The organism is Sphaerisporangium sp. NPDC004334, assembly GCF_053602655.1.
Genome location: NZ_JBSGDZ010000052.1, coordinates 1 through 21,933 on the forward strand (window position 1 = coordinate 1; position 21,933 = coordinate 21,933).

Annotated in this window: 14 protein-coding genes; 7 read left to right on the forward strand and 7 right to left on the reverse strand. The window is 74.2% G+C overall.

From position 1 onward, the window contains the following. Positions 1 to 47: 47 nt before the first annotated feature. A complete protein-coding gene (locus ACWEN6_RS39080) occupies positions 48 to 7,688 on the reverse strand; it encodes an amino acid adenylation domain-containing protein (RefSeq protein WP_452577079.1) in 7,641 nt (2,546 codons plus the stop codon). A gap of 200 nt (positions 7,689 to 7,888) precedes the next feature. Here ACWEN6_RS39080 and ACWEN6_RS39085 point away from each other — a divergent pair, with 200 nt between their 5' ends. Genes ACWEN6_RS39085 through ACWEN6_RS39095 form a run of 3 tightly spaced genes read left to right on the forward strand, consistent with a single transcriptional unit; the run spans position 7,889 to position 10,825 of the window. Continuing rightward, positions 7,889 to 8,908, forward strand: coding sequence for a FecCD family ABC transporter permease (locus ACWEN6_RS39085; protein ID WP_452577081.1), 1,020 nt, complete (start codon positions 7,889 to 7,891; stop codon positions 8,906 to 8,908). 2 nt (positions 8,909 to 8,910) lie between these two features. After that, positions 8,911 to 9,996, forward strand: a complete 1,086-nt coding sequence (locus tag ACWEN6_RS39090) for a FecCD family ABC transporter permease (RefSeq protein ID WP_452577083.1) — start codon at positions 8,911 to 8,913, stop codon at positions 9,994 to 9,996. A gap of 4 nt (positions 9,997 to 10,000) precedes the next feature. Beyond that, the gene (locus ACWEN6_RS39095; RefSeq protein ID WP_452577085.1) at positions 10,001 to 10,825 is read left to right on the forward strand and encodes an ABC transporter ATP-binding protein; all 825 of its coding nucleotides are present in this window, start codon (positions 10,001 to 10,003) and stop codon (positions 10,823 to 10,825) included. A 10-nt stretch (positions 10,826 to 10,835) separates the two neighbouring features. On the opposite strand, the gene ACWEN6_RS39100 is transcribed toward ACWEN6_RS39095, so the two are convergent. Continuing rightward, positions 10,836 to 11,783: a methionyl-tRNA formyltransferase gene (locus ACWEN6_RS39100; protein ID WP_452577087.1), complete on the reverse strand. Its 948-nt coding sequence runs from the start codon at positions 11,781 to 11,783 to the stop codon at positions 10,836 to 10,838. 77 nt (positions 11,784 to 11,860) lie between these two features. Then, positions 11,861 to 12,943, reverse strand: a complete 1,083-nt coding sequence (locus ACWEN6_RS39105) for a siderophore-interacting protein (protein ID WP_452577088.1) — start codon at positions 12,941 to 12,943, stop codon at positions 11,861 to 11,863. Between the two features lie 230 nt (positions 12,944 to 13,173). On the opposite strand from ACWEN6_RS39105, the gene ACWEN6_RS39110 reads away from it, so the two are divergent. Together ACWEN6_RS39110 and ACWEN6_RS39115 are read left to right on the forward strand one after the other, a co-directional pair. Further along, positions 13,174 to 13,839: a TetR/AcrR family transcriptional regulator gene (locus tag ACWEN6_RS39110; RefSeq protein ID WP_452577089.1), complete on the forward strand. Its 666-nt coding sequence runs from the start codon at positions 13,174 to 13,176 to the stop codon at positions 13,837 to 13,839. Between the two features lie 208 nt (positions 13,840 to 14,047). Next, entirely contained in the window at positions 14,048 to 15,706 is a 1,659-nt protein-coding gene (locus ACWEN6_RS39115) for an FAD-dependent monooxygenase (protein WP_452577091.1), read from the forward strand. 70 nt (positions 15,707 to 15,776) lie between these two features. On the opposite strand, the gene ACWEN6_RS39120 is transcribed toward ACWEN6_RS39115, so the two are convergent. After that, positions 15,777 to 16,733 (reverse strand): helix-turn-helix transcriptional regulator, encoded by a 957-nt coding sequence (locus ACWEN6_RS39120; protein WP_452577093.1) that lies wholly within the window; start codon positions 16,731 to 16,733, stop codon positions 15,777 to 15,779. 295 nt (positions 16,734 to 17,028) lie between these two features. Here ACWEN6_RS39120 and ACWEN6_RS39125 point away from each other — a divergent pair, with 295 nt between their 5' ends. After that, entirely contained in the window at positions 17,029 to 17,337 is a 309-nt protein-coding gene (locus tag ACWEN6_RS39125; protein ID WP_354847677.1) for an SHOCT domain-containing protein, read from the forward strand. Positions 17,338 to 17,428: 91 nt separating this feature from the next. On the opposite strand, the gene ACWEN6_RS39130 is transcribed toward ACWEN6_RS39125, so the two are convergent. After that, on the reverse strand, positions 17,429 to 17,908 hold the full coding sequence (locus tag ACWEN6_RS39130; protein WP_452577094.1) for a DoxX family protein: 480 nt from the start codon (positions 17,906 to 17,908) through the stop codon (positions 17,429 to 17,431). A gap of 529 nt (positions 17,909 to 18,437) precedes the next feature. After that, positions 18,438 to 19,274 carry a cellulose binding domain-containing protein gene (locus ACWEN6_RS39135; protein ID WP_452577096.1) on the reverse strand — a complete coding sequence of 279 codons (837 nt, stop codon included), beginning with the start codon at positions 19,272 to 19,274 and terminating at the stop codon, positions 18,438 to 18,440. A gap of 303 nt (positions 19,275 to 19,577) precedes the next feature. On the opposite strand from ACWEN6_RS39135, the gene ACWEN6_RS39140 reads away from it, so the two are divergent. Beyond that, positions 19,578 to 20,831: an extracellular catalytic domain type 1 short-chain-length polyhydroxyalkanoate depolymerase gene (locus ACWEN6_RS39140; RefSeq protein WP_452577098.1), complete on the forward strand. Its 1,254-nt coding sequence runs from the start codon at positions 19,578 to 19,580 to the stop codon at positions 20,829 to 20,831. Positions 20,832 to 20,876: 45 nt separating this feature from the next. Here the strand turns inward: ACWEN6_RS39140 and ACWEN6_RS39145 are convergent, their stop codons facing one another. Then, positions 20,877 to 21,827 (reverse strand): hypothetical protein, encoded by a 951-nt coding sequence (locus tag ACWEN6_RS39145; protein ID WP_452577099.1) that lies wholly within the window; start codon positions 21,825 to 21,827, stop codon positions 20,877 to 20,879. Positions 21,828 to 21,933: the final 106 nt, after the last annotated feature.

Genomic DNA, 21,933 nt, shown 5'->3' on the forward strand with positions numbered 1-21,933 from the left:
TACACGAACCAGATCTCCCCCACTCCCATCACCCCGCTCTTCACCACTTAGGTCGCGGCGCCGGAGGTCGCGGCGCCGGAGGTCGCGGCGCCGGAGGTCGCGGCGCCGAGGGCGGCGGCCAGGGCGGCGGGGGTGCGGTGTTCGAAGACGTCGCGGGGACTCAGGGTCAGGCCCGCCCGGCGGGCGCGGCTGGAGACGCCGATCGAGCTGATGCTGTCGCCGCCGAGCATGAAGAAGTCGTCGTCGACGCCGGCCTCGCCGAGCTTCAGCACGGCCGCGAAGATCTCGGTGAGGACGCGCTCGCGCTCGTCCCGCGGGGCGCGCGCCGTCGCGCGTACCGCCCGCGGGGCGGGCAGGGCGTCACGGTCGAGCTTGCCGCTGGGGGTCAGCGGCAGGGCGTCCAGCTCGACGTACGCCCCGGGCAGCATGGACGCGGGCAGCGTCCCGGCCAGGGCGGCGCCCAGCGCGGCCACGTCGACCCCGCCCTCCCCCCCTCCCACCACGGCGGCGCCGTCTCCGGCCGTATCCCGACCACGCTCCCCGCCCGCCTCCACAGCGGCGCCGCCCCTCACCGCGTCCGACCCGTGCTTTCCGTTCCCGGCCGGAACGGCGCCGTCTCCGGCCGGGCCGGGGGGCTTCGCCGGGACGATGTAGGCGACCAGGGTGGATCCGCGAACGGTCACCGCCGCCCGGGCCACGGCGGGCAGGGCGGTGAGAGCGGCCTCGACCTCGCCCAGTTCGATGCGGTTGCCCCGGAGCTTCACCTGCCGGTCGGTGCGGCCGAGGTACTCGACGACGCCGTCCTCGCGGCGGCGCACCAGGTCTCCGGTGCGGTACATGCGGCCGCCGGCCGCGCCGCAGGGGTCGGCCACGAACCGCTCGGCGGTCAGGCCGGGGCGGGCGTGGTATCCCCGGGCGAGCTGGACGCCGGTCAGGTACAGCTCGCCGGGCACGCCGGCCGGTACCGCGCGCAGGCAGGAGTCCAGCACCCGCAGCCCGGTGTTCCACACCGGGCGGCCGATGGGCACGGTGGCGCCGATCGATCCGTCGTAGGGGTGGTAGGTCACGTCGACGGCCGCCTCGGTCGGGCCGTACAGGTTGTGCAGCGGCACTCCGGTGAGCGCGTGCCAGCGCGCGGCGGCGGCGCCGGGCAGGGCCTCGCCGCTGCTGAACACCCGCCGCAGGCTCGCCGCCCATGACAGGTCGGTGGTGACCTCGCCGGCGCTCAGGAAGGCTTCGAGCATTGAAGGCACGAAGTGCATCGTCGTGACCCGCTGCTCGCCGATCAGCCCGGCCAGGTAGACGGGGTCATGGTGCCCGTCGGGCTTGGCGAGCACCACGGCGGCGCCCTCGCACAGCGCCCAGAAGAACTCCCAGACGCTCACGTCGAAGCTGGAGGGCGTCTTCTGCAGCACACGGTCGTCGGCGCGCAACCCGTACTCACCCTGCATCCAGGCGAGCCGGTTGACGATCGCCCTGTGGGTCACGACGACGCCCTTGGGGCGGCCGGTCGATCCCGACGTGTAGATCAGATACGCCGGGTCGTCCGGCCCGGCGCTCCCGAGCGGGGAATCCGCCCCCTGGACATCACCGGCCACCGAGCCGACCCCGTGGACGCCCCCCATCACAGAGCCCACTCCGTGAACCTCGCCCACCACAGAGCCCACCCCGTGGACGTCACCGGTCGCCCGGCCCGCGGCCGCCGCGGCCGTCACACCGGTCGGCCGTGCCCCGGCCGAGCGCGGCTCGGCCGGGGTTGCCGGGGGGTCGAGGAGGAGATGGGTGACGGCACCCGCTTCGGGGAGCCGGCGGGAGGCGGCGGCGGTGGTCACCACCGTGTTCGTCCCCGAGTCGGCCAGCATGTGGGCGATGCGGTCGGCCGGGTAGTCGATGTCCAGCGGCAGGTAGGCCGCGCCCGACTTCAGCACGCCGAGCAGGGCCACCATCAGCTCCGCCGAGCGCGGGACGGCGACCGCGACGAACCGCCCGGAGCCCGCGCCCCGCGCCCGCAGGCGGCGGGCGAGCATCTCGGCGCGCGCGTCCAGCTCCGCGTAGGTGAGGGACTCGGCCTCGCAGATCACGGCCGTGGCCTGCGGCGTCCGGGCGACCTGGGCCTCGAAGGCGGCGGCCAGAGTCGTCTCGGCGACCTCCCGTTCCTCGCCCGCCAGCCGGGCCCGCGCCGCCTCGCCGTCCGACAGCAGGCCGACGCGGGCGGCGGTCTGCGCGGGATCGTCGGCCACGGCGCGCAGGATGCGGGTGAACCGGTCGGCGATCCGCCGGACGGCCTCGTCGTCGAGGCGCTGGGCGTGGTACTTCAGCCGCAGGTCCAGCCGGCGTCCCGGCTTGGCGATCAGGGCGAGCGGGTAGTGGACGGCGTCGTGGAACTCGTGGCCGCTGATCCTCAGCGTTCCCGAGGGGTCGGCCGCACCGGTCTCCGCGGGGTAGTTCTCGAAGACCACGAGGGTGTCGAACAGCTCGCCACGGCCGGCGAGCCCGGCGGCGCGCTGGAGTTCCGCGAGGCCGAGATGCTGATGGTCCAGCAGGCCGGTCTGCTCCGCCTGGAGCCGCCCTGCCAGGTCGGCCAGGCTGTCGGCGGGCCGCCACCGGAAGCGGGTCGGCAGGGTGTTGATGAACAGGCCGACCATGGACTCGATGCCGTCCACCTCGGTGTCCCGGCCGGAGACGGTGGTGCCGAAGACGACGTCCTGGCTGCCGGTCAGGCGTCCGAGGAGAAGACCCCACGCGCTCTGGACGACCGCCCCGAGGGTCACCCCGTGCCCTCTCGCCCGTGCCGCGAGCCGCGCGGTGACGCTCTCGGGCAGCTCGACGCGCACCTGCCCCGGCCTCAGCCGCGCACCGCCCGCCGAGGCGCCCACCAGGTGGGTCGGCTCGTCAAGCCCTGCGAGCGCGGCCCGCCAGGCGGCGAGCGCGGCGTCCCGGTCCGCGGAGGCCAGGCCGCGCAGGTACTCCCGGTACGGAGTCGCGGGCGGCGACCCGGCCACCTCGGCCCCCGCGTCCGGTACCCGCGACGAAGCCTCCTCGCAAACGGCGGAGTACAGGGCCATCAGTTCGCGGTGGAGGATCGGCAGCGACCAGCCGTCGGCCACGATGTGGTGGAAGGTCAGTGCCAGGACGCTTCGGTCGTGCCCGAGCCGGACCAGCGCGCACCGCACCAGGGGCGGGCGGGCCAGGTCGAAGCGGCGCTCGCGTTCCTCGGCCGCGACGGAGTCCGCGACGGCCCGGCGCTGCTCGTCGTCCCCGGACGGGTCCACCTCGCGCCAGGGCAGCTCCAGCCGGTCGGCGATGATCTGTACCGGCCGTCCGTCCGGACGCCGGCGGAAGCAGGCCCGCAGCGGAGCGTGCCGGTCCAGCAACCCCTGGGCGGCTCGGCGCAGGGACTCGCCGTCGACCGGACCGGCCAGTTCGATGATCTGCTGGACCACATAGGCGTCGCCGTCCGCGCCGTCCACCAGGGAGTGGAAGTAGAACCCCTCCTGGAGCGGGCTGAGCGGCAGCACCTCCTCGACGGCGACCGGATGGTCACCCTGCACCTCGGCGAGCTCGTCCTCCGCGAGCCGCAGAAACGGCGCGTCCGCCGCGCCCGGCACCGCTCCGGCGGCGCCCGCCCCGTCAAGGGCGGTCCCGCCGTCACCGCCATCCATGTCGATGACGGTGCTCGTACCGATGTCAGGGCCCGTGCCCGAACCCGAGCCCGAGCCCGAGCCCGTGCCGCCCGGTCCGGTGGGTCCGCCGGCCGTGCGGTCCACCGCTACCTCGGCGAGCGCGGCGGCGGTGCGGTGGCGGAACACGTCGCGGGAGGTGAGCCGCAGCCCCGCCTCGCGCGCGCGGACGAGCAGCCGGATCGCGACGATGCTGTCGCCGCCGAAGGCGAAGAAGTCGTCGTCGGCGGAGACGGACGGAAGGCCCAGCACCTCGGCGTACAGGGCGCACAGCAGCTCCTCGCGGGCGCCGCGCGGGGCGCGTCCGGAGCTGAGCGCGGTGTATTCGGGCGCGGGGAGCGCGGAGCCGTCGAGCTTGCCGCTCGGGGTGACCGGGAGCCGGTCCAGGGGGACGAAGGCCGACGGGATCATGTACTCGGGCAGCAGTTCGGCCGCGTACGAGCGCAGGGTCCTCATCAGGGCGGCGACATCGCGGAACGGCGCGGGACGGTTGGCGTGCGGAAAGGCGGCGGCCGGACGGTAAAGGGCGCCGAGGGGCACGTCCCCGGCGGCGAAGACCACGTCGAGGCCGCCGTCGTCGACGTGGCCGTTCCAGGTCACGGCCACCTGGTAGCCGTGGCGGGCCCCGAGCGCGTGCAGGGTCTCGGGGTCGGCGGCCTCCACCGGCGGCGCGGGACGGCCGCCGTCCTCGATGGCGGACAGTGCGGCGAGGTCCTCGGCGAGCCGCGCATTGGGGACCGCGCCGACCCGGAGCCGGGCGGGGCCCGCCGCCAGGCGCGCTTCCAGCCCGTGCATCCCTCCGAGCTCGGCCCACCCGATCTCCTCCTCGCGAAGCTCGGCCCGCCGGGACTCCCCTTCGCGAAGCTCGGCCCGTCCGGATTTCTCCTCGCGAAGCTCGGCCCGCCCAGGCTCCCCCTCGTGAAGCTCGGCCCGTCCGGACTTCTCCACGTCGGGCCGGGTTTCCCCGGTCCCGGATCCGGATTCGGCCGGGGCGGGCCTTGCGGCGTCCGGCTGGGGCTCGTGCTTGCGTAGAACAACGTCGTAGCGGTAGCGGGTCAGTTCGTTGTGGACGGCGCCGCGCTTGAGGCGGATGTCGGCGGTGAAGCCGGGGAGGGCCGCGAAGAAATCCGGGTCGAGCAGCAGTTCACCCTCCCAGTTCGCCGAGCGGTCGACGACGGAGAGCAGGGCCTTCTTGTCCTGCGGGTACGCGCCGCGACGGGACTCGACCGCGGCTCGCAGGCAGCGCAGCAGCCGCAGGTTGCGCACGTCGCCGACGAAGACGCTGCCGCCCGGGGCCAGAAGCCTCCCAGCCTCGCGCAGCACGTCGGACAGGTACTCCGCGCTCGGGAAGTACTGGGCGACGGAGTTGACGACCACGGTGTCGAACAGGCCCTCGGGCAGCCCGGTGACGTCGTGCGCGGGCTGGGCGCGCAGTTCGACGCGGCCGGTGAGCTTCGGCTCGGCGGCGACCCGGGCGCGCAGCGTCCGCACGGCCTCCTGCGACAGGTCCGTGCCCCAGTAGACCTCGCAGCCGGGGGCGAGGCGCGAGAGGATGAGCCCGCTGCCGACGCCGATCTCCAGCACCCGGCGGGGTCGCAGCTCCCTGATGCGGGCGACCGTGGTGTCCCGCCATTCCCGCATCTCGGCGAGCGGGATGGGCAGGCCGTCGTACATGCTGTTCCAGCCGGCGAAGTTCTCCCCGAAGCCCTCCGAGCCCGCGGCCGAGTAGAGCAGCTCGTGCAGGTCCTTCCACTTCTGGACCTGTTCGGTCTCCTCGCGGCCCGGCCCGGCGGTGAGGGAGGGGACGACGTAGGCGGCCAGCCGCCGGTCGCCCGGCCGGTCCTCGCGGGCCACCACCGCGACCTGGTCCACGGCCGGGTGCCCCCGCAGCACGGACTCGATCTCACCGGGTTCGACGCGGAAGCCGCGGATCTTCACCTGCGAGTCGGCGCGGCCGAGGAACTCAAGCCGTCCGTCGGACCTCCACCGCACCAGGTCGCCCGTGCGGTACAGCCGCTCGCCCGGCGGGCCGAAGGGGTCGGCGACGAACCGTTCGGCGGTCAGGTCCGCGCGCCCGAGGTAGCCGCGGGCCAGGCCGGCCCCGCCGAGGTACAGCTCGCCGGCGACCCCGGCGGGCACCGGCCGCAGGCGGGCGTCCAGCACGTAGGCCCGGGTGCCGGGGTCGGGGACGCCGATGGGCACGATGGCGCCGGAGGGGATGTCGGGGTCGCACAGGCCGAGGGTGGAGTTGGTGGTCGCCTCGGTCGGGCCGTAGGCGTTGAACATCATCCGGCCGCGCGCGTAGCGGCCGACCAGCTCGGGCGAGACCCGCTCGGTGCCGGCCAGCAATGTGGCGGCGGGCGGCAGCCGTACGTCCTGCGGCATCGCGGCGAGCAGGGCCGGGGGGAGGATCATGAACGTGATGCCGTTGGCGTCGGCGTAGTCGGCGAGCGGCGCGCCGGGCACCCGCAGCTCGGACGGCACGACGACCAGGCGGCCTCCGGAGAGCAGGCCGAGGCACAGGTCCCAGAAGGCCACGTCGAAGCTGGGCGAGGAGAACTGCAGGACCCGGCTGTCCGGCCCGACGCCGAACCGCTCGCTCTGGGTGGCGACCAGCTTGGCCACGCCCGCGTGCGACAGCACCACGCCTTTGGGACGTCCTGTGGAGCCGGAGGTGTAGATGACGTAGGCCGCGTTGAGCGCCGACAGCCGTCCCCTGTCGGCCTCGGAGGGGTCGTGGGCCGGGCGGGCCGCCAGCTCGCGCGCGGTCTCCGGCGCGTCGAGGACCAGCACGCCGGCGCCGTCGGACGGCGGGATCCCGTCCAGGGCGCCGGCGGTGGTGACCAGACAGTCGGCGGTGGTGACCAGGCAGACGGGCGCGGCGTCGGCCAGCATGTAGGCGATGCGGCCGGCCGGGTAGTCGGTGTCCAGCGGCAGGTAGGCGGCGCCGGCCTTCAGGACGGCCACCTCGGCGACGATCAGCTCGGCCGACCGGGGCAGGGCGAGGCCGACGACGCGCTCGGGCCCGGCCCCGCGCGCGATCAGCGCGTGGGCGAGCCGGTTCGCGCGCTCGTCCAGTTCGGCGTAGGTGAGGGCGAGGTCCTCGAAGACGAGGGCGACGGCGTCCGGCCGGCGGCGGACCTGCTCGGCGAACATCTCGGGCCAGGTGAGCGACGGGACCTCGTGGGCGGTGTCGTTCCAGTCGGCGAGGACGCGGCGGCGCTCCTCGGCGGTGAGCAGTTCCAGCTCGGCGACCGCGACCTGCGGCCGGGCGAGCCCGTCGGCGAGCAGCGTCTCGTAGTGGCCGAGCATCCGGTCGGCGGTCGCGCCGTGGAACAGGTCGGGGCGGTAGGTCAGGCGCGCCTCGTAGGTCGCGGCGGCCGCGCGCGGTTCCGCGCCCGCCACCGTCACGATTTCCAGTGACACATCCAGCGGTCCCGCGGCCTCCGGTGACGCGTCCAGCGGTCCGGCGGCCTCCGGTGACGCGTCCAGCGGTCCAGCGGCATCCGGCGACGCGTCCAGCGGTCCAGCGGCATCCGGCGACGCGTCCAGCGGTCCGGCGGCGGGCGCCGCCCGGACGTCGCCGATCGCCACGGCCGTGGTGAAGAACAGGCCGCCGCCGCGCGTCGGCTCGGGCCGCAGGTCCGCCTCGAGGCGGGAGAGCGGGACGCGGTGCGCGCGAGCCTCCTCGCGGGCGGCGGCCACCCGCCGGACCAGCTCGCCGAAGCCCGTGCCGCCGTCGAGCCCGACCCGCAGCGGCAACCCGTCGTACCCGACGCAGACATCGCCGGTGCCGCCGTAGCGGTACAGCAGCGCGACGTAGGCGGCGAGCAGGCGGTCCTCGGGGCCGGCGTCTTCGCGCGGATCGCCCGCCGAAGCGAAGGCGGGACCGGCCAGCGTGCGGACGCGCGTCTCGCGGCCCGCGGTGGGTGCCGGCGGGTGCGGGAAGTCGATCGGGAGGACCGTCTCCTGCGGAAGCGGGGCGAGCCGCCGGTGCCAGTACGCCATCACTTCGTCAGTAGCCGACACAGGTGACCTAGCCTCCAAAACCGGATGAAAACCGCCAAAGCGACCTCAAGCGAGCGTCATACTAAGGTAAGCATTACCTAAGTTGGTAGATCAGCACCAGAGGAAACCGCCCGACTCTGGGGCTACAGTTAAGGCGTGCCTTACCTAAGTTGGGGAAGACGGAACGTGAGACCGGCCCGATGACGCGCCGGTGGCGTCCCGCCGTCCTGGTGGCGCTGCTCGGCGCGGCCCTCGTCGCGCTCTGCCTGCTCTCGATCGCGCTCGGCGCCCGCGCCCTCCCCCTCGACCAGGTCGTCCGGACGCTGCTCGGGCACGCGCCCGACCAGACGGCCGGCAACGTCGTCTGGTCGGTGCGCGTCCCCCGCACCGCGCTGGGCCTGGCGGCAGGCGCGGCCCTCGGGCTGTCCGGCGCGCTCATGCAGGCCCTGACGCGCAACCCGCTCGCCGACCCCGGCCTGCTCGGCATCAGCGCCGGCGCGGCGTTCGCGATCGTGGTGTCGGTCGCGGTGCTCGGCGTCGGGTCACTGTACGGATACATCTGGTTCGCCTTCGCGGGCGCGCTCGCCGCGAGCGTCGTGGTGTACCTGCTCGGCGGGCTGGGCCGCTCGGGCCTGACCCCGGTCAAGCTCGCCCTGTCCGGAGTCGCCGTGAGCTCGCTGCTGTTCTCGCTCACCAACGCCGTCGTCCTGACCGACCCGGACGCGCTGAACCGCTACCGCTTCTGGTCGGCCGGCTCGCTCGCCGACCAGGACGGTGACACCGTGCTGCGCATCCTGCCGTTCATCGCCCTCGGCACGGCGCTGGCGCTGGCCTGCGCGCCCGCGCTCAACAGCCTGGCACTCGGCGACGACGTGGCGGCCTCGCTGGGCAGGCGGCTCGGGCTGGTCCGGCTTCAGGGGGCGGTCGCCGTCACGCTGCTCACGGGCGCGGCGGTGGCGGTCATCGGCCCGGTGGTCTTCGTCGGGCTCGTGGTGCCGCACGCCGCCCGGATCCTCGCCCAGCACACCGGGTTCGGCCCCGACCACCGCCTGCTGCTGCCGCTGTCGGCGGTGCTCGCGCCCTGCCTGGTGCTGGCGGCCGACATCGTCGGACGGGTCGCCGAGCGGCCCACCGAGATCCAGGCCGGCGTCCTCATCGCCTTCATCGGCGGCCCGTTTTTCATCGCCCTGGTCCGCCGGCGCCGGCTCGCGGAGGTCTGAGCATGGCCCTCCCCACCCCTGCCCCTCCGGCCGGCACCGCCCCGGTCACCTCCCGCCGCTCATTCCGGCTGGCCGTGCCGCCCGTCTCCGGGTTCCTGCGCCCCCGCCTGGTCGCCGTGTGCGTGGCGCTCGCCGTCGCCACCTTCCTGGTCCTGTGCTGGGGCGTCTCGGTCGGCGACTACCCGATCGGCCTCACCTCGGTCGTCAAGGCGCTGGCCGGGCAGGGCGACCCCGGGACGCTGCTGGTCGTGCGCGAGCTGCGGCTGCCGCGCGCTCTGGTCGGGCTGCTGACCGGCATCGCCTTCGGCGTCTCCGGCTCGATCTTCCAGACCATGACCCGCAACCCGCTGGCCAGCCCGGACATGATCGGGCTCACCCAGGGCGCCGGCGCCGCCGTCGTCGCGGGCATCGTGCTGGGGTGGGACGGCGGGCTCGGGCCGCAGGCGCTCGGGCTGCTCGGCGCGCTGGTCACCGGCCTGCTCGTCTACCTGCTGGCGTGGAGCCGCGGCACCACCGGCTACCGGATCATCCTGGTCGGCATCGGGCTGTCGTGGATCTTCACCAGCGCCACCGACTACCTGGTCGCCAAGGGCGGCCGGTTCCAGGCGCAGGCCGCGCTCGGCTGGCTGGTGGGCAACCTCAACGGCCGGGGCTGGGACCAGGTCACCCCGCTCGCCCTGGCCATGGCGGTGCTGGTGCCGCTCGCGCTGACGCTGGGCCGCCTGAACCGGACGCTCCAGCTCGGCGACGACGTCGCCGCCGGCCTCGGCACCCCGGTGCAGCGGGTCAGGTTCACGCTGCTGCTCACGGGGGTCGGGCTGGTCGCCTTCGGCACCGCGGCGGCCGGGCCGATCGCCTTCGTGGCCCTGGCCGCGCCGCAGATCGCGCAGCGGCTCGCCGGCACCGCCTGGCCGCCGCCGGTGGCCTCGGGGCTGGCCGGAGCCCTGGTCGTGCTCTCCTCCGACCTCGCCGCGCGCGAGCTGCTCCCCGCCACGGAGCTGCCGGTCGGAATCGTCACCGGTGTGCTGGGCGCGCCGATCCTGCTCTGGCTGCTCATCCGCGCCAACCGCGCGGGCTCAGGAGGCTGAACGCATGTCGACCATCCACCCGGACCTGCGGGCGAGCGGCCTGCACCTGGCCTACGACGACCGGCCGGTCGTCGAGGGCCTGGACCTGGTCGTCCCGCCGGGGCGCGTCACCGCCATCGTCGGTGCCAACGCCTGCGGCAAGTCCACGCTGCTGCGGGCGCTGGCGCGGCTGCTGGCGCCGCGCCGGGGAGCCGTCCATCTGGACGGCCGCGCGCTGCAGTCGATCCCGACCAGGGAGCTGGCCCAGCGCCTGGGCATCCTGCCGCAGTCACCGGTCGCGCCGGAGGGTCTCACGGTCATCGACCTGGTCACGCGGGGCCGCTCGCCGCACCAGACCTGGTGGCGGCAGTGGTCGGCGGCCGACGAGCAGGCCGTCCACGGCGCGCTGGCCGCCACCGGCATGACCGACCTGGCCGGGCGCGCGGTCGACGAACTGTCCGGGGGCCAGCGCCAGCGCGCGTGGATCGCGATGGCCGTCGCGCAGGGCACCCAGGTGCTCCTGCTCGACGAGCCGACGACCTACCTGGACCTGGCGCACCAGATCGACGTCCTCGACCTGATCACCGACCTCAACCGGCGCGAGAACCGCACGATCGTGATGGTCCTGCACGACCTCAACCAGGCGTGCCGGTACGCCGACCACGTCATCGCCATGAAGTCGGGCCGCGTCGTCGCCGAGGGCGCGCCCGCCGAGGTCATCACCGCGCGGACCGTGCGGGACATCTTCGACCTGCGCTGCCAGGTCACGACGGACCCGGTCAGCGGCACCCCGTTGATCATCCCGATGAGCCGCCACCACGACACCGGGCGCGCGGAGGCGGCCCACTAGCGCGCCGCGGTCAGGGCCGGGCGGTGAGATAGCCGCCCATGGTGCGGAAGTAGTCGGTGGCCGCGTGTTCGGCGCCGTCCTCGGTGCGCAGCCGCCGCAGGACCAGGCCGTGCCGCCGCCCGCCGCGCGCGTCGGCGCCGCTGACGACGACCACCCCGTCCCCCTCGCGGATGAAGACGCGGCCGGGGGTGCCGCCGTAGCGCGCCTGCGACACGGCCGCCGACACCACGCGGATGCGCTCGCCGCGGTAGTAGGTGAAGGCGTTGGGATAGGGGTCCGACTGCGCTCGCACCAGCCGCTCCAGGTCCCGCGCCGGCCAGGTCCAGTCGATGCGGCCGTCCTCGATGGACCGCTTGTGGAAGAAGCTGGCCTTGCTGCGGTCCTGGGGCACCCACGTGGCCCGGCCCGAGGCGATGAGTTCGAGGGCGTCGCGCACGATGGGGCCGATCAGGTCGACCGTCTTGTGGAACAGGTCGGTGGCGGTGTCGCGCGGACCCACCGCTACGGCGCGTTGCAGCACGATGTCGCCCGCGTCGAGTTCGGCGTTCATGCGGTGGGCGGTGACGCCGACCTGCTCCTCGCCGTTGATGAGGGCCCAGATCAGCGGGGAGAAGCCCGCGTACGACGGCAGCAGCGAGTCGTGGACGTTCAGCGTGCCGTGCGGGGGGAGGTCGAACACCTCCGGCGGCAGCCACGTGCGCCAGTTGTTGGCGACGATGATGTCGGGTGCCGCGTCGCGCAGCGCCTGGAGCAGAGCGGGATCGTCGGGGCGGTTGCGCAGGAGCGCGGGCACGTCGTGCTTGGCGGCCAGCTCCGCCACCGAGTCGTCCCAGATCTTCTCGTAGGCGTGGTCGCTCTTGGGGTGGGTGACCACCAGCGCGACCTCGTGACCCGCGTCCAGCAAGGCTTGCAGGGTGCGATGGCCCCACGTCTGGTAGCCGAACATGACGACCCGCATGAACGATCCTCTCCTCAGCGATCTGGTGAATCGGCCGTCTCCACCGGCAGGGGGAGACGGCCGTCCGGGCGGGCGGTTCACTCCCCGCCGGGGCGGCCGTGGCGCCAGTAGCCCATGAAGGCGACGGTCCGGCGGTCGACGCCCAGCTCTCCGACCAGGTGGCGGCGCAGTCCCGTGACCATCCCGGCCTCGCCGGCCAGCCAGGCGTAGAAGCCGCCCTGGACGGCCGCTCCGGGGTCGGGGACCTCCCAGAGGTCGTCGTCCTCCTCCTGCTCCTGCGGCGCCGCCGCGGATGCCCGCCGTTCCAGCGCCACCGCGGCTGCCCGCCGTTCGAGCGCCGCCACGGACTCTTGCGGCTCCGGCGCCGGCGCGGACCCCTGTTCCCGGCCGCCGGCCGCGCCGGCGACGGCACCGGCCGGGGGCTGTGCGGCGGGCGCGAGGCGGGCCGCGGCCGCGCGGACGGCGGCGGACAGCCGCTCGCCGTGGGCGTGGCCGTGCCCGCCCGCCTCCGCGCCGCCGCGGGGCAGCCAGGTGACGCGGACGCCGGGCGGCACGAGCAGGACCCGGGTGTCCGCCGGGTCGGGCACCTCCAGGATGACCTCGGCGTGCACGTGGCCGGGCAGGGACTCGGCGATGGCGGCGATGGCCGGGACGGCGGTCTCGTCGCCCGCGATCAGCAGGCGTGTCGCGTCCGGCGGCGGAGCCCATTCGCGGCCGGTGGCCGGGCCGCGATGGCGCGCGTCCGGGCCGACCACCACCAGCGGGTCGCCGGGCCGGGCCGAACAGGCCCACCGGGAGGCCGGGCCGGCGGCCCCGTGCAGCACGAAGTCGATGTCGAGCTCGCGGGCGCCGGGGCGCACGGCGCCCGCGGTGTAGGTGCGGATGGGGTTGCGGTGCTCCCGCGGCAGCATCCGCCACCGCCGGTACCAGTCGCCGCCCTCCGACAGGTGCGGGTAGCCGCGACCCGGGATCGGGAACAGCAGGTTGATCCGCTGGTCGAGCCCGTGGCCGGCGAACAGGTCCAGGTCGTCGCCGGTGAAGGTGACGCGCGTGAAGCTCGGCCCGAGCCCGGTCACGCGGGTCACCCGCACGCGGAACACCCGGTACGCGGAGACCTCCACGGCCTCCGGACCCGCGGTCTCCTCGGTGCCGACGGCCATGGGCTGCCTCCTTCAGGTCGCGCCTCCCGCTTTAACTTAGCTTTGCCTAACCTAATTACTCAACCCGGAGCCACCCCCGGCTTCGGCGCACGGGTCTCCGCCGGCGCCGTCGCGCGGCGCCGGGACGATTCCGGGACGGCCGACCTGCCGCTCGACGCCCCGGCACGCCGTCCAAAAACTGCGCGTCCCGCATCTTTTCTGATCACGCACTTACTGCTAGAGTCGGGGGCGTGGACATCGGACAGGACGGCGCGGGGCTGAGAGAACGCAAGAAGCTCCAGACCCGCATCGCCCTGAGCTGGGCGGCCATCCGGCTCACCGTCGAGCGCGGCTGGGACAACGTCCGGGTGGAGGACATCGCCGCCGAAGTCGGGGTCTCTCCGCGCACGTTCAACAACTACTTCTCCAGCAAGGCCGAGGCGATCGCCTCACGGCACCTCGACCGCGCCCGGCTGATCGCGGAGGAGCTCCGCGCCCGGCCGGCGTCCGAGCCCATCTGGGAGGCCGTCGTCAACGCGGTGACGGCCCGCTTCGACATGCGGGAGGACGGCGACAGGGCGAAGGACGACACCGGCGCCCTGCCGGACGTGTCCCGCGACCAGTGGGCCGCCGGGCTTCGCGTCATGCTCGCCGAACCGGCGATGCACGGCGAGTTTCTCAAGGCCGGCGCGATCGCCGAGGCCGAGTTGGCCGCGGTGGTCGCCGAGCGCACCGGCACCGACGTCGTCCGCGATCTCTACCCGCGCCTGGTGGCGGCGGCGGTCGGTGCCGCGCTCGGCGTGGTCATGGCCCACTGGGTGCGCACCAACGGCTCGGCCCCGCTGATGCCGCTGCTGCACGACGCTCTGGGCAGGATCTCCGCGGGCCTGCCCGATCCGAGGACTCCACCCGCCTGATCCGAGAACTCCACACCCGCCTGAGCTCCACACCGCTGTCCGGTGATCCGGCCGGTTCACCGGCCTCACACCGCCGGCCGCCCCCGGGCCGGCCGTCCAACGGCTGTCGCCGACGCCCCCTGGGCCGCGACCGCTGCCCGCACGCCCATCGACAGGCCGGCGCCGCCGGCCCTGTTCGCCATGCCATCCGAACGTGAGGAGAACCATCATGTCCGAATCCGAATCCGAACCCGAGTCCCGGTCCGCGGCCGTGCCCGCCGACGTCGTCATCGCCGGGGCCGGGCCCAACGGGCTCATGCTGGCCTGCGAGCTGAGCCTGGCCGGGGTGCGGCCATTGGTGCTGGAGCGGCTGACCGAACGCGCCCAGGAGGGCAAGGCCAACGGCCTGGTCGGCCAGGTGGTGCGCATGCTCGACCGCCGCGGCCTGTACGAGCGGCTCGGCGGATCTCCCCCGCCCAGGCCGCAGCCGGGCTTCGTGTTCGGTGCGATGCCACTGCACCTGCACCTGCTGGCCGAGCGCGACAACCCGCTGTACATCCTGCAGGTGCCGCAACGCGAGGCCGAGCGCGTGCTGGAGGAGCGCGCCACCGAACTCGGCGTCGAGATCCGCCGGGGCCACGAGCTGACCGGGGTGTCGCAGGACGACGACGGGGTCACCGTCGAGATCTCCGGACCGGACGGCGCCTACCGCCTCACCGCGCGGTACCTGGTGGGGGCGGACGGCGGGCGCAGCGCGGTGCGCAAGCTCTCGGGCATCGGCTTCCCCGGTGTCACCAAGGACGACACCACCTCCCGCACCGCGCACGTCAGCGTCCCGGAGACCATCATCGACCGGGCCACAGGCGGGCTGGACCTTCCCGGCTACGGGGCCGTCATCCCGCCGTTCATGCACCACCGCACCGAGCGCGGGATGTTCGCGTACGCCCCGTTCCCGACCGGGACGATAATGACGACCGCCGAGTGGGAGCCGGAGGCGCGGGAGGACGCCACCGCCCCGCTCACCCTGGAGGAGCTGCGCGCGAGCCTGCGGCGCGTGCTCGGCGTGGATGTCCCGTTCGGCCCGCCGCGAGGCGAGGGACCGCACATGCTGCGCCGGCTGACCGGCGGGAACACCCGCCTGGCCGACCGCTTCCGCGACCGCCGCGTGCTGCTGGCCGGGGACGCCGCCCACGTGCACAGCGCGATCGGCGGCCCCGGCCTCAACCTCGGCCTGCAGGACACCATCAACCTGGGATGGAAACTCGCCGCCGAGATCCACGGCTGGGCGCCGCCTGGGCTGCTGGACAGCTACGAGGCCGAGCGGCGACCGGCGGCCGAGCGGGTGATCATGCACACCCGGGCGCAGTCCGCGCTGATCGCCCCGGGCGGCGATGTCACCTCGCTGCGCGAGCTGTTCGGCGAGCTGCTGCGCGACCCGGGCGCCGTCCGGCACATCGCCGCCACGATGGCGGGAGCGGACGTCCGGTACGACATGGGCGGGGAGGGTGAGGCCCATCCGCTGGTCGGAGGATGGGCTCCGGACCTGACGCTGGACACCGGGGCGGGCCCGGTCCGGCTCGCCGAGCTCACCGCGAGCGCCCGGCCGCTGCTGCTGGACCTGACCGAGGACGGCTCACTGGCGGCGGAGGCGTCCGGCTGGCGTGACCGGGTGGACGCCGTCGCCGGCCGCCCGGCCGGCCCACCCGAGGGGGACGCGGGCGCGACCGCGCCGGTCACCGCGCTGCTGCTGCGGCCGGACTGCTACGTGGCCTGGGCCACCGGCGCCGCCCGTCCGGGCGAGCAGGAACGGCGGGCGCTCAGAGCGGCGCTGTCGCGCTGGTTCGGCGTGTCGGTGGACTCCCCGCTGGACGCCCCGTCCCTGCGCTGATCAGCGCGGACCCGGCCCGCGTGTGCATGACCACCGCTCGGCCGCCGGCCGACGCTGACGACACGGGTCCTCACCAGCGGGTCCGCCAGGTCGCGGAGGGCACGCCGATGTGGCCTCCCGTGGCCGGCCCGCCGGGCAGGGCCAGGGCGGCCTCGGGTTCGGGGGCCGTGCGCGGGTCCCCGGAAGCGCCGCTACGGGCGATGTCGCGGGCGACCAGGCCGGCGAGCAGGCTGAGGGCGTGCTCGGAGGGGCTGCCCGGTTCGGCCTGCAGGATGACCAGCTGCTGCCCGGGCGCGCTGTTGACGGAGAACGACTCGTAGGCCAGCTGGAGCTCGCCGACCTCGCGGTGGTGGAAGTGCTTCCACTCCTGGCCGGTGCTGCGCACGTCGTGGCGCGCCCACAGGCGGCGGAACTCGTCGCTGTGGGCGGACAGCTCCTCCACCAGCTTGGGCAGGAACGGGTCGTCGGGATCGGTGCCCGCGGCGGCGCGCAGCATCGCGGCCTTGTTGTAGGCGGTCTGCTCCCAGTCGAAGAAGAACTCGCGCGCGGCGGGGTCCAGGAAGGTCATCCGCATGAGGTTGTCGCGGTGGCCGAGCCCCGCGTAGAGCGCGTCGGCCATCGGGTTGGCGGCGAGGATGTCCATGTAGCGTCCGTGGACGAACGCCGGGGTGGCCTGCCAGCTGTGCAGGAGGCGCACCAGGTGCGGGCTGGCCTCCTCGTGGCGGGCGGCGGCGGCCTGGCGGCGCCGCACCCTGGGGCGCGCGAGCTCGAACAGGTGCTCGGTGGCGTCGGAGTCCAGGTCCAGGACGCGGGCGAGGGCCTCGAGCACGTGCTCGGACGGGCGGCGCTCGCGTCCCTGCTCCAGCCGGATGTAGTAGTCGGTGCTGACCCCGGCCAGCATCGCCACCTCCTCGCGGCGCAGTCCCGGAGTCCGTCGGCGGCCTACTCGCCTGATCCCGACCTCCTCGACGGCCTTGGCTTCGCGCCGGGCCCGGAGGAAGTCACCAAGGAGACGCTCACTGTCCATTTCGTCACGTTACGACACATCTGCGGCTTTAGGGTGGGAGTGTTACACCCAGCTTAAATTCTCCCGGGTAGAACGCGTCCTGGCAGGTCAAGCCAGAGTGAAGCACGATGAACGCATGCCTCTCACCGTCACGGAACACAGAGCCACGGCGTCCCCTGATCGCTTCGCACCGAAGCGACGGACGAGCGCCGAGGCGCCCGTGGCCTGACCTTGTCCCCTTGGGCCGTGCGTCCCTCGCCACCGGCTCGCGCCACGGCCCACCGCGTCACAACGCGTGCCGAGAGAAGAGAAGATCATGCAGATGTACCTGTACGGTTTCGCACTGAGCAACTCCGAGATGCTGCTCGCCACCTTCAGCTTCGTCCTGCTCTGCGGAGCGGTGATCGGCGGGGTCAAGGTCATACTGCACGACCCGCTCGACGACCTGCTCCCCCGCGGGCGCTCCTGCGAGGAGGACATGCTGTTCCGCAGGTTCGCCGACGGCGAGATCGACGACGACGAGTACCGCCACCACCGCGAGGCCCTGCGCGGCTCGCCAGGGGCCAGGACGCCATGCGGCGCCGGCGCCGGGAAGGTGAAGCAGTCCGCCGGCCGTCGTCCATGAGGCCGCGCCGGCCGAGAACGGGCCGGCCGGATCCCCCGGTTCCACCGGCGGTACGCGATCGCGTACCGCCGGTGGCTCATGTGCGGACCGGTCACCTCGTCCGGGTCTGGACCGCCGCGGCGGCCCCGCGGGCGAAGCCCCACCTGGCGGGGACGCCGCCCGGCTCGGTGGCGCGGGAGCGCTGCAGGACGGTGTCCAGCGCCCACACGCCCGGGCCCAGCACCGCGATGAGCAGGAAGGCCCAGCAGAACATCGCCGCCGCCTCGCCGCCGTTGTTCAGCGGCAGCAGGGCCTGCGGCTGGTGCACCGTGAAGTAGGCGTAGGCCATGGAACCCGACGCCAGCAGGGCGCTGACGCGGGTGAACAGTCCGACGAGGACGAGCGCGCCGAAGACCAGTTGGATCGCCGCGGCCCACCAGCCGGGCCAGGTGCCGAAGGGGATGGCATGGCCCGAGCCGCGGTTGCCGCCGAGGACGCCGAAGACGGACGACAGCCCATGGCACAGGAACAGCAGGCCTGTCACGAAGCGGAACAGCGAGAGCACCGGTCCGGAGAACCTGTCGACGTTCATGAGTCACCTCTTGGTCTGTGTGGCCGCCGCGCGTGGCCCCGGCACGGCATGAGGCCATGCGGGACCGCGGCCGGACGGCCGGGGGTGGGAACCGTCCTCGCGGTCTGCCTCGGGACGGCTCCCGCCGCGCGCGTACGCGCACCGGGTTCCGCCCGCCCGCGAGATACGGGAAGTTCAGGGCGCAGGCGTCGGCGCCTGCCTTTCCGCTGGTCCTCGTCATCCCGTCCATGGACCTCGAGGTCATCTCGCCCGGCGCCGTCCACATCTGGCCGGACCGGTGAGCGCCCACCCCAGAATCAAGTGCGGGCCACCCCTAGTCAACGCCCCGCGGGCTCGGGTGGACGCCCGCTCCAGGCCGCCTCAAGGCCGCTTCGAGGTCACCGGCCCTGAGCTGCGGGTCTTCGGCCACCCGGCCGGGACGGCGCGTGTCCCATGCACACGCGCCGATGAAAGTTTCCGTTGGGATATTCCGCGCGCGCGGTAAATGGCCTCTCCGTCATGGGGGGAGAGGCCGTTCTCCCGGCACCGGTCAGGCCGGGAAGGTCACCGTGCAGGGCACGCCGTTGAGCAGGAAGCCGGTCGGCCGGTCGTTGACGCCGCTGTAGGAGGCGTTGAAGCCGAAGGAGTACGTCTGGCCCGCGTCGATCGCCTGCTGCCAGGCAGGGGCGGCGAAGGTGACCCAGGGCGGCGCCTGGGTGGCGGTCGCGTTCCAGACGACGGTGACCGTCTGGTTCCCCGAGAAGGCCAGCCGCAGCGTCCAGTTCTTGATCGGGATGGGGCCGAGGTTGGTGACGCGCACGTTCGCCGACAGGCCTGTGCCCCAGTCGACGGCCGAGTAGGCCACCCGGCAGCCGGGGACGGGGGCCGGGGAGGGCGTCGGGGTGGGGGTGGGCCTCGGCGAGGGGCTCGGGCTGGGCGGCGGCAGGCCCTGCTGGGCGCGGGCGGTGTAGAGCGCGGACGGGACGCTCTGGTTGCCCGCGGCGTCCCTCGCGAACACCCGGAAGCTGTAGAGCCGGCCCGGCACCAGGTTCGTCGCGGCGAAGTAGGGGCGGTCGGCGTTGGCGGAGGTCACCGTCACCGTGCCGATGTGGACGAACACGTCGCCCTGCAGCATGGAGACGTCGTAGGCGACGACCCCGACGTTGTCGGTGGAAGGCCGCCAGCAGAACGGCACCGCGCCGGTGAAGTCGGCCACGCACTCCCACAGCCCGGTCGGCTGGGAAGGCGGCTCGGTGTCGGCGAGGGTCGGCGTGGGCCTCGGCGAGGGGGAGGGCGGCGGTACGGGCGCCGCCGCGTAGGCGGGGGTGGCCAGCGCGGTGATCAGCGCCGCCGCCACGGCGACCGCCCAGCGTTTGCTCGAGCGCATGGGTCACCTTTCTCGGTCGGAGGTTCGCGGGACGGCGGACCGGTGCGCGGGACCGCCGGCGGTCGCATCAACGCACCCGGGCCCGGAAGGGTCAACCCCCGGAGCAGGGGCGCGGACGGCGGCCATGCGTCCTGCGGGGAAGCCCCGCGCGCGAGGTGAAATTTTCAGCGCCGGCCGCGCGCCCGGTCGCACGAGGGTCCATGACAGCACCACGGAAAGTGTGTTTCGCGGACATGTCGGAACGCGCACCGGAGATCTACCGTGCGCTGAAAGGCCGTGAGCCAGGTCACATTTGGAGCCCCCATGGTCCCATCACCCCCCTCTCCCCCCACTCGCCGAGCCGGGCCCGCACGGGCCGCCTCCTTCCTGACGGCCGTCCTCCTCGCGCTCGCCGGCCTGTTCGGCGCCACGCTGACCGCCCCGCCGGCGGGCGCCGCCTCGCTGGTCCAGGTGAGCTCGTTCGGCGCCAACCCCGGCGCCCTCGCCATGTACGCCTACCGGCCCGACGGGCTGGCGAGCGGCCGTCCGCTGGTGGTGCTCCTGCACGGCTGCACCCAGACCGCGAGCGGCTACTTCGCCAACTCGGGCTGGCGCAAGTACGCCGACCAGTGGGGCTTCACGCTCGTGCTGCCGCAGACCGGCAGCGCCAACAACTCCTCCAGTTGCTTCAACTGGTTCCAGACCGGCGACACCGCCCGCGGACAGGGCGAGGCGGCCTCGATCCGCGCCATGGTGGCCTACGCGGTCGCCACCTACGGCTCCGACCCGGCCCGGGTGTACGTCAGCGGCCTGTCGGCCGGCGGCGCCATGTCGGCGGTCATGCTGGCCACCTATCCCGACGTCTTCGCCGCGGGGTCGATCGGGGCCGGGCTGGCCTACCGCTGCGCGACCAGCCTGACCGAGGCGTCCGGCTGCCAGTACGGCGCGACGTCCAAGACCCCGCAGCAATGGGGCGACCTGGTGCGCGGCGCCTACCCCGGCCACTCCGGGCCGTACCCGCGCGTCGCGATCTGGCAGGGCCAGTCGGACTACACCGTCACCCCGGCGAACGGCACCCAGCTGCGCGACCAGTGGACCAACGTCCGCGGGGTGTCCCAGACCGCGACCTCCACGCGGTCGCTCACCGGCGGCACGACGCTGCGGGTATACGGAGCCGACGACGTGCGGCTCTACGAGATCGCCGGGATGGGCCACGGCCTGCCGGTCGACCCCGGAGGCGCGGCCGACCAGTGCGGCGCCACGGCGGCCTACTTCCTGGACACGATCTGCTCGGCCTACCACGACGCGCTGTTCTTCCGCCTGGACGGCGGGGCACAGCCGACGCCGACCCCGACGATCACCCCCACCCCGACCCCGACGCCCACTCCGACCGTGCCGGGGACGTGCGTGCGGGCGAGCAACTACGCCCACACCTCCGCGGGGCGGGCGCACCAGTCGGGCGGCTACACCTACGCCAACGGCTCCAACGACGCCATGGGCCTGTGGAACACCTTCACCGTCCACGCGCTCAGGCAGACCGGCCCGAACTACTGGGTGCTGGCCGACGGCCAGTGCTGAACCCCGGCCGCCGGCGCGGGGCGCCGGCGGCCCGGCCCGAGCCCCTCAGCGGTACTCCTCCTGCTTGTCCACGATGTCGCGCGTGTCCAGGACGGCGTGGACCTCGACCGCGCCCGGCCAGGCCGAGCCGGACACCCGCCACACCTCCTCGCGCCCATGCGGCCGGACCTGCAGGTCGCCGCCGAGGAACACGACGATGCCGGCGGCGGCGAGCGCGCCGAGCTCCACCACCTCGGCGGCCGGCGGCCCCTCGGCGAGGAATCGGGTGAGGCCGTCGAGCCAGGGGTCGGCGTGCCGCGTTCCGGCCAGCCCGTCCCGGGCCCGGCGGAGCGCGCGCGCCAAGGCGAGGTCGGCGCTGAAGGAGGGGTCGGCGCGCCTGGCCAGGTCGGCGTGCAGGTAGCCGCGCATCCAGCGCTGCAGCCCGGCGCGGTCGCCGAATCGGATGCCTGCCAGCGGGCGATCGAGCCGGTCCAGGTCCAGCCGGTCGGCGAAGCGCGGCACGGCGCGCCTGATCAGCGCGCGCACCGCCCTGCTCCCCCACTCCTCGGCGGCGTAGGCGGGGGCGAAGTCCTCCCAGGTCGTCCGGACCCGCCCGGGGTGGGCGGTGATCAGTTCGTGGTAGTAGGCGTAACCGAGGTCCTTGGCCACCAGCGGCCACACCTCGCGCCGGAAGTGCGCCGGGCCGCGCGGCAGCGCCTCCGGCGCCGCGAACCGGGGCTCGGGGGCCAGAGCTCCGCTCGGCCGGTAGGCGATCGCGGCGTGGCAGGGCACTCCCCTGGCCGAACCCAGGTAGAGCACGGGCTCGCCGCCCGACGGCAGGTAGACCACCTCCCCGCGGCGGTCGCGGGAGAACCGGCCGCCACGTCCCTCCGTGAGCGGCGCGAGGACCCCGGCGAGCCCGGGCCCCATTCCGCGGACGAGCACGGGGAGGCCCGCGGGCGGACCCCCCGCCGTGAGATCGGGCATCGGCCGTTCGGCCACCGTCACCGCGTTCACGGTCCACCTCCAATATACCTACAAAAAAGGTAGGTAAACCATGAAGTAATGTCAACGCGAGTGACGAAACCCTTCCCCTGCGTCACCTTCGCCGGCCGCTCCGCCG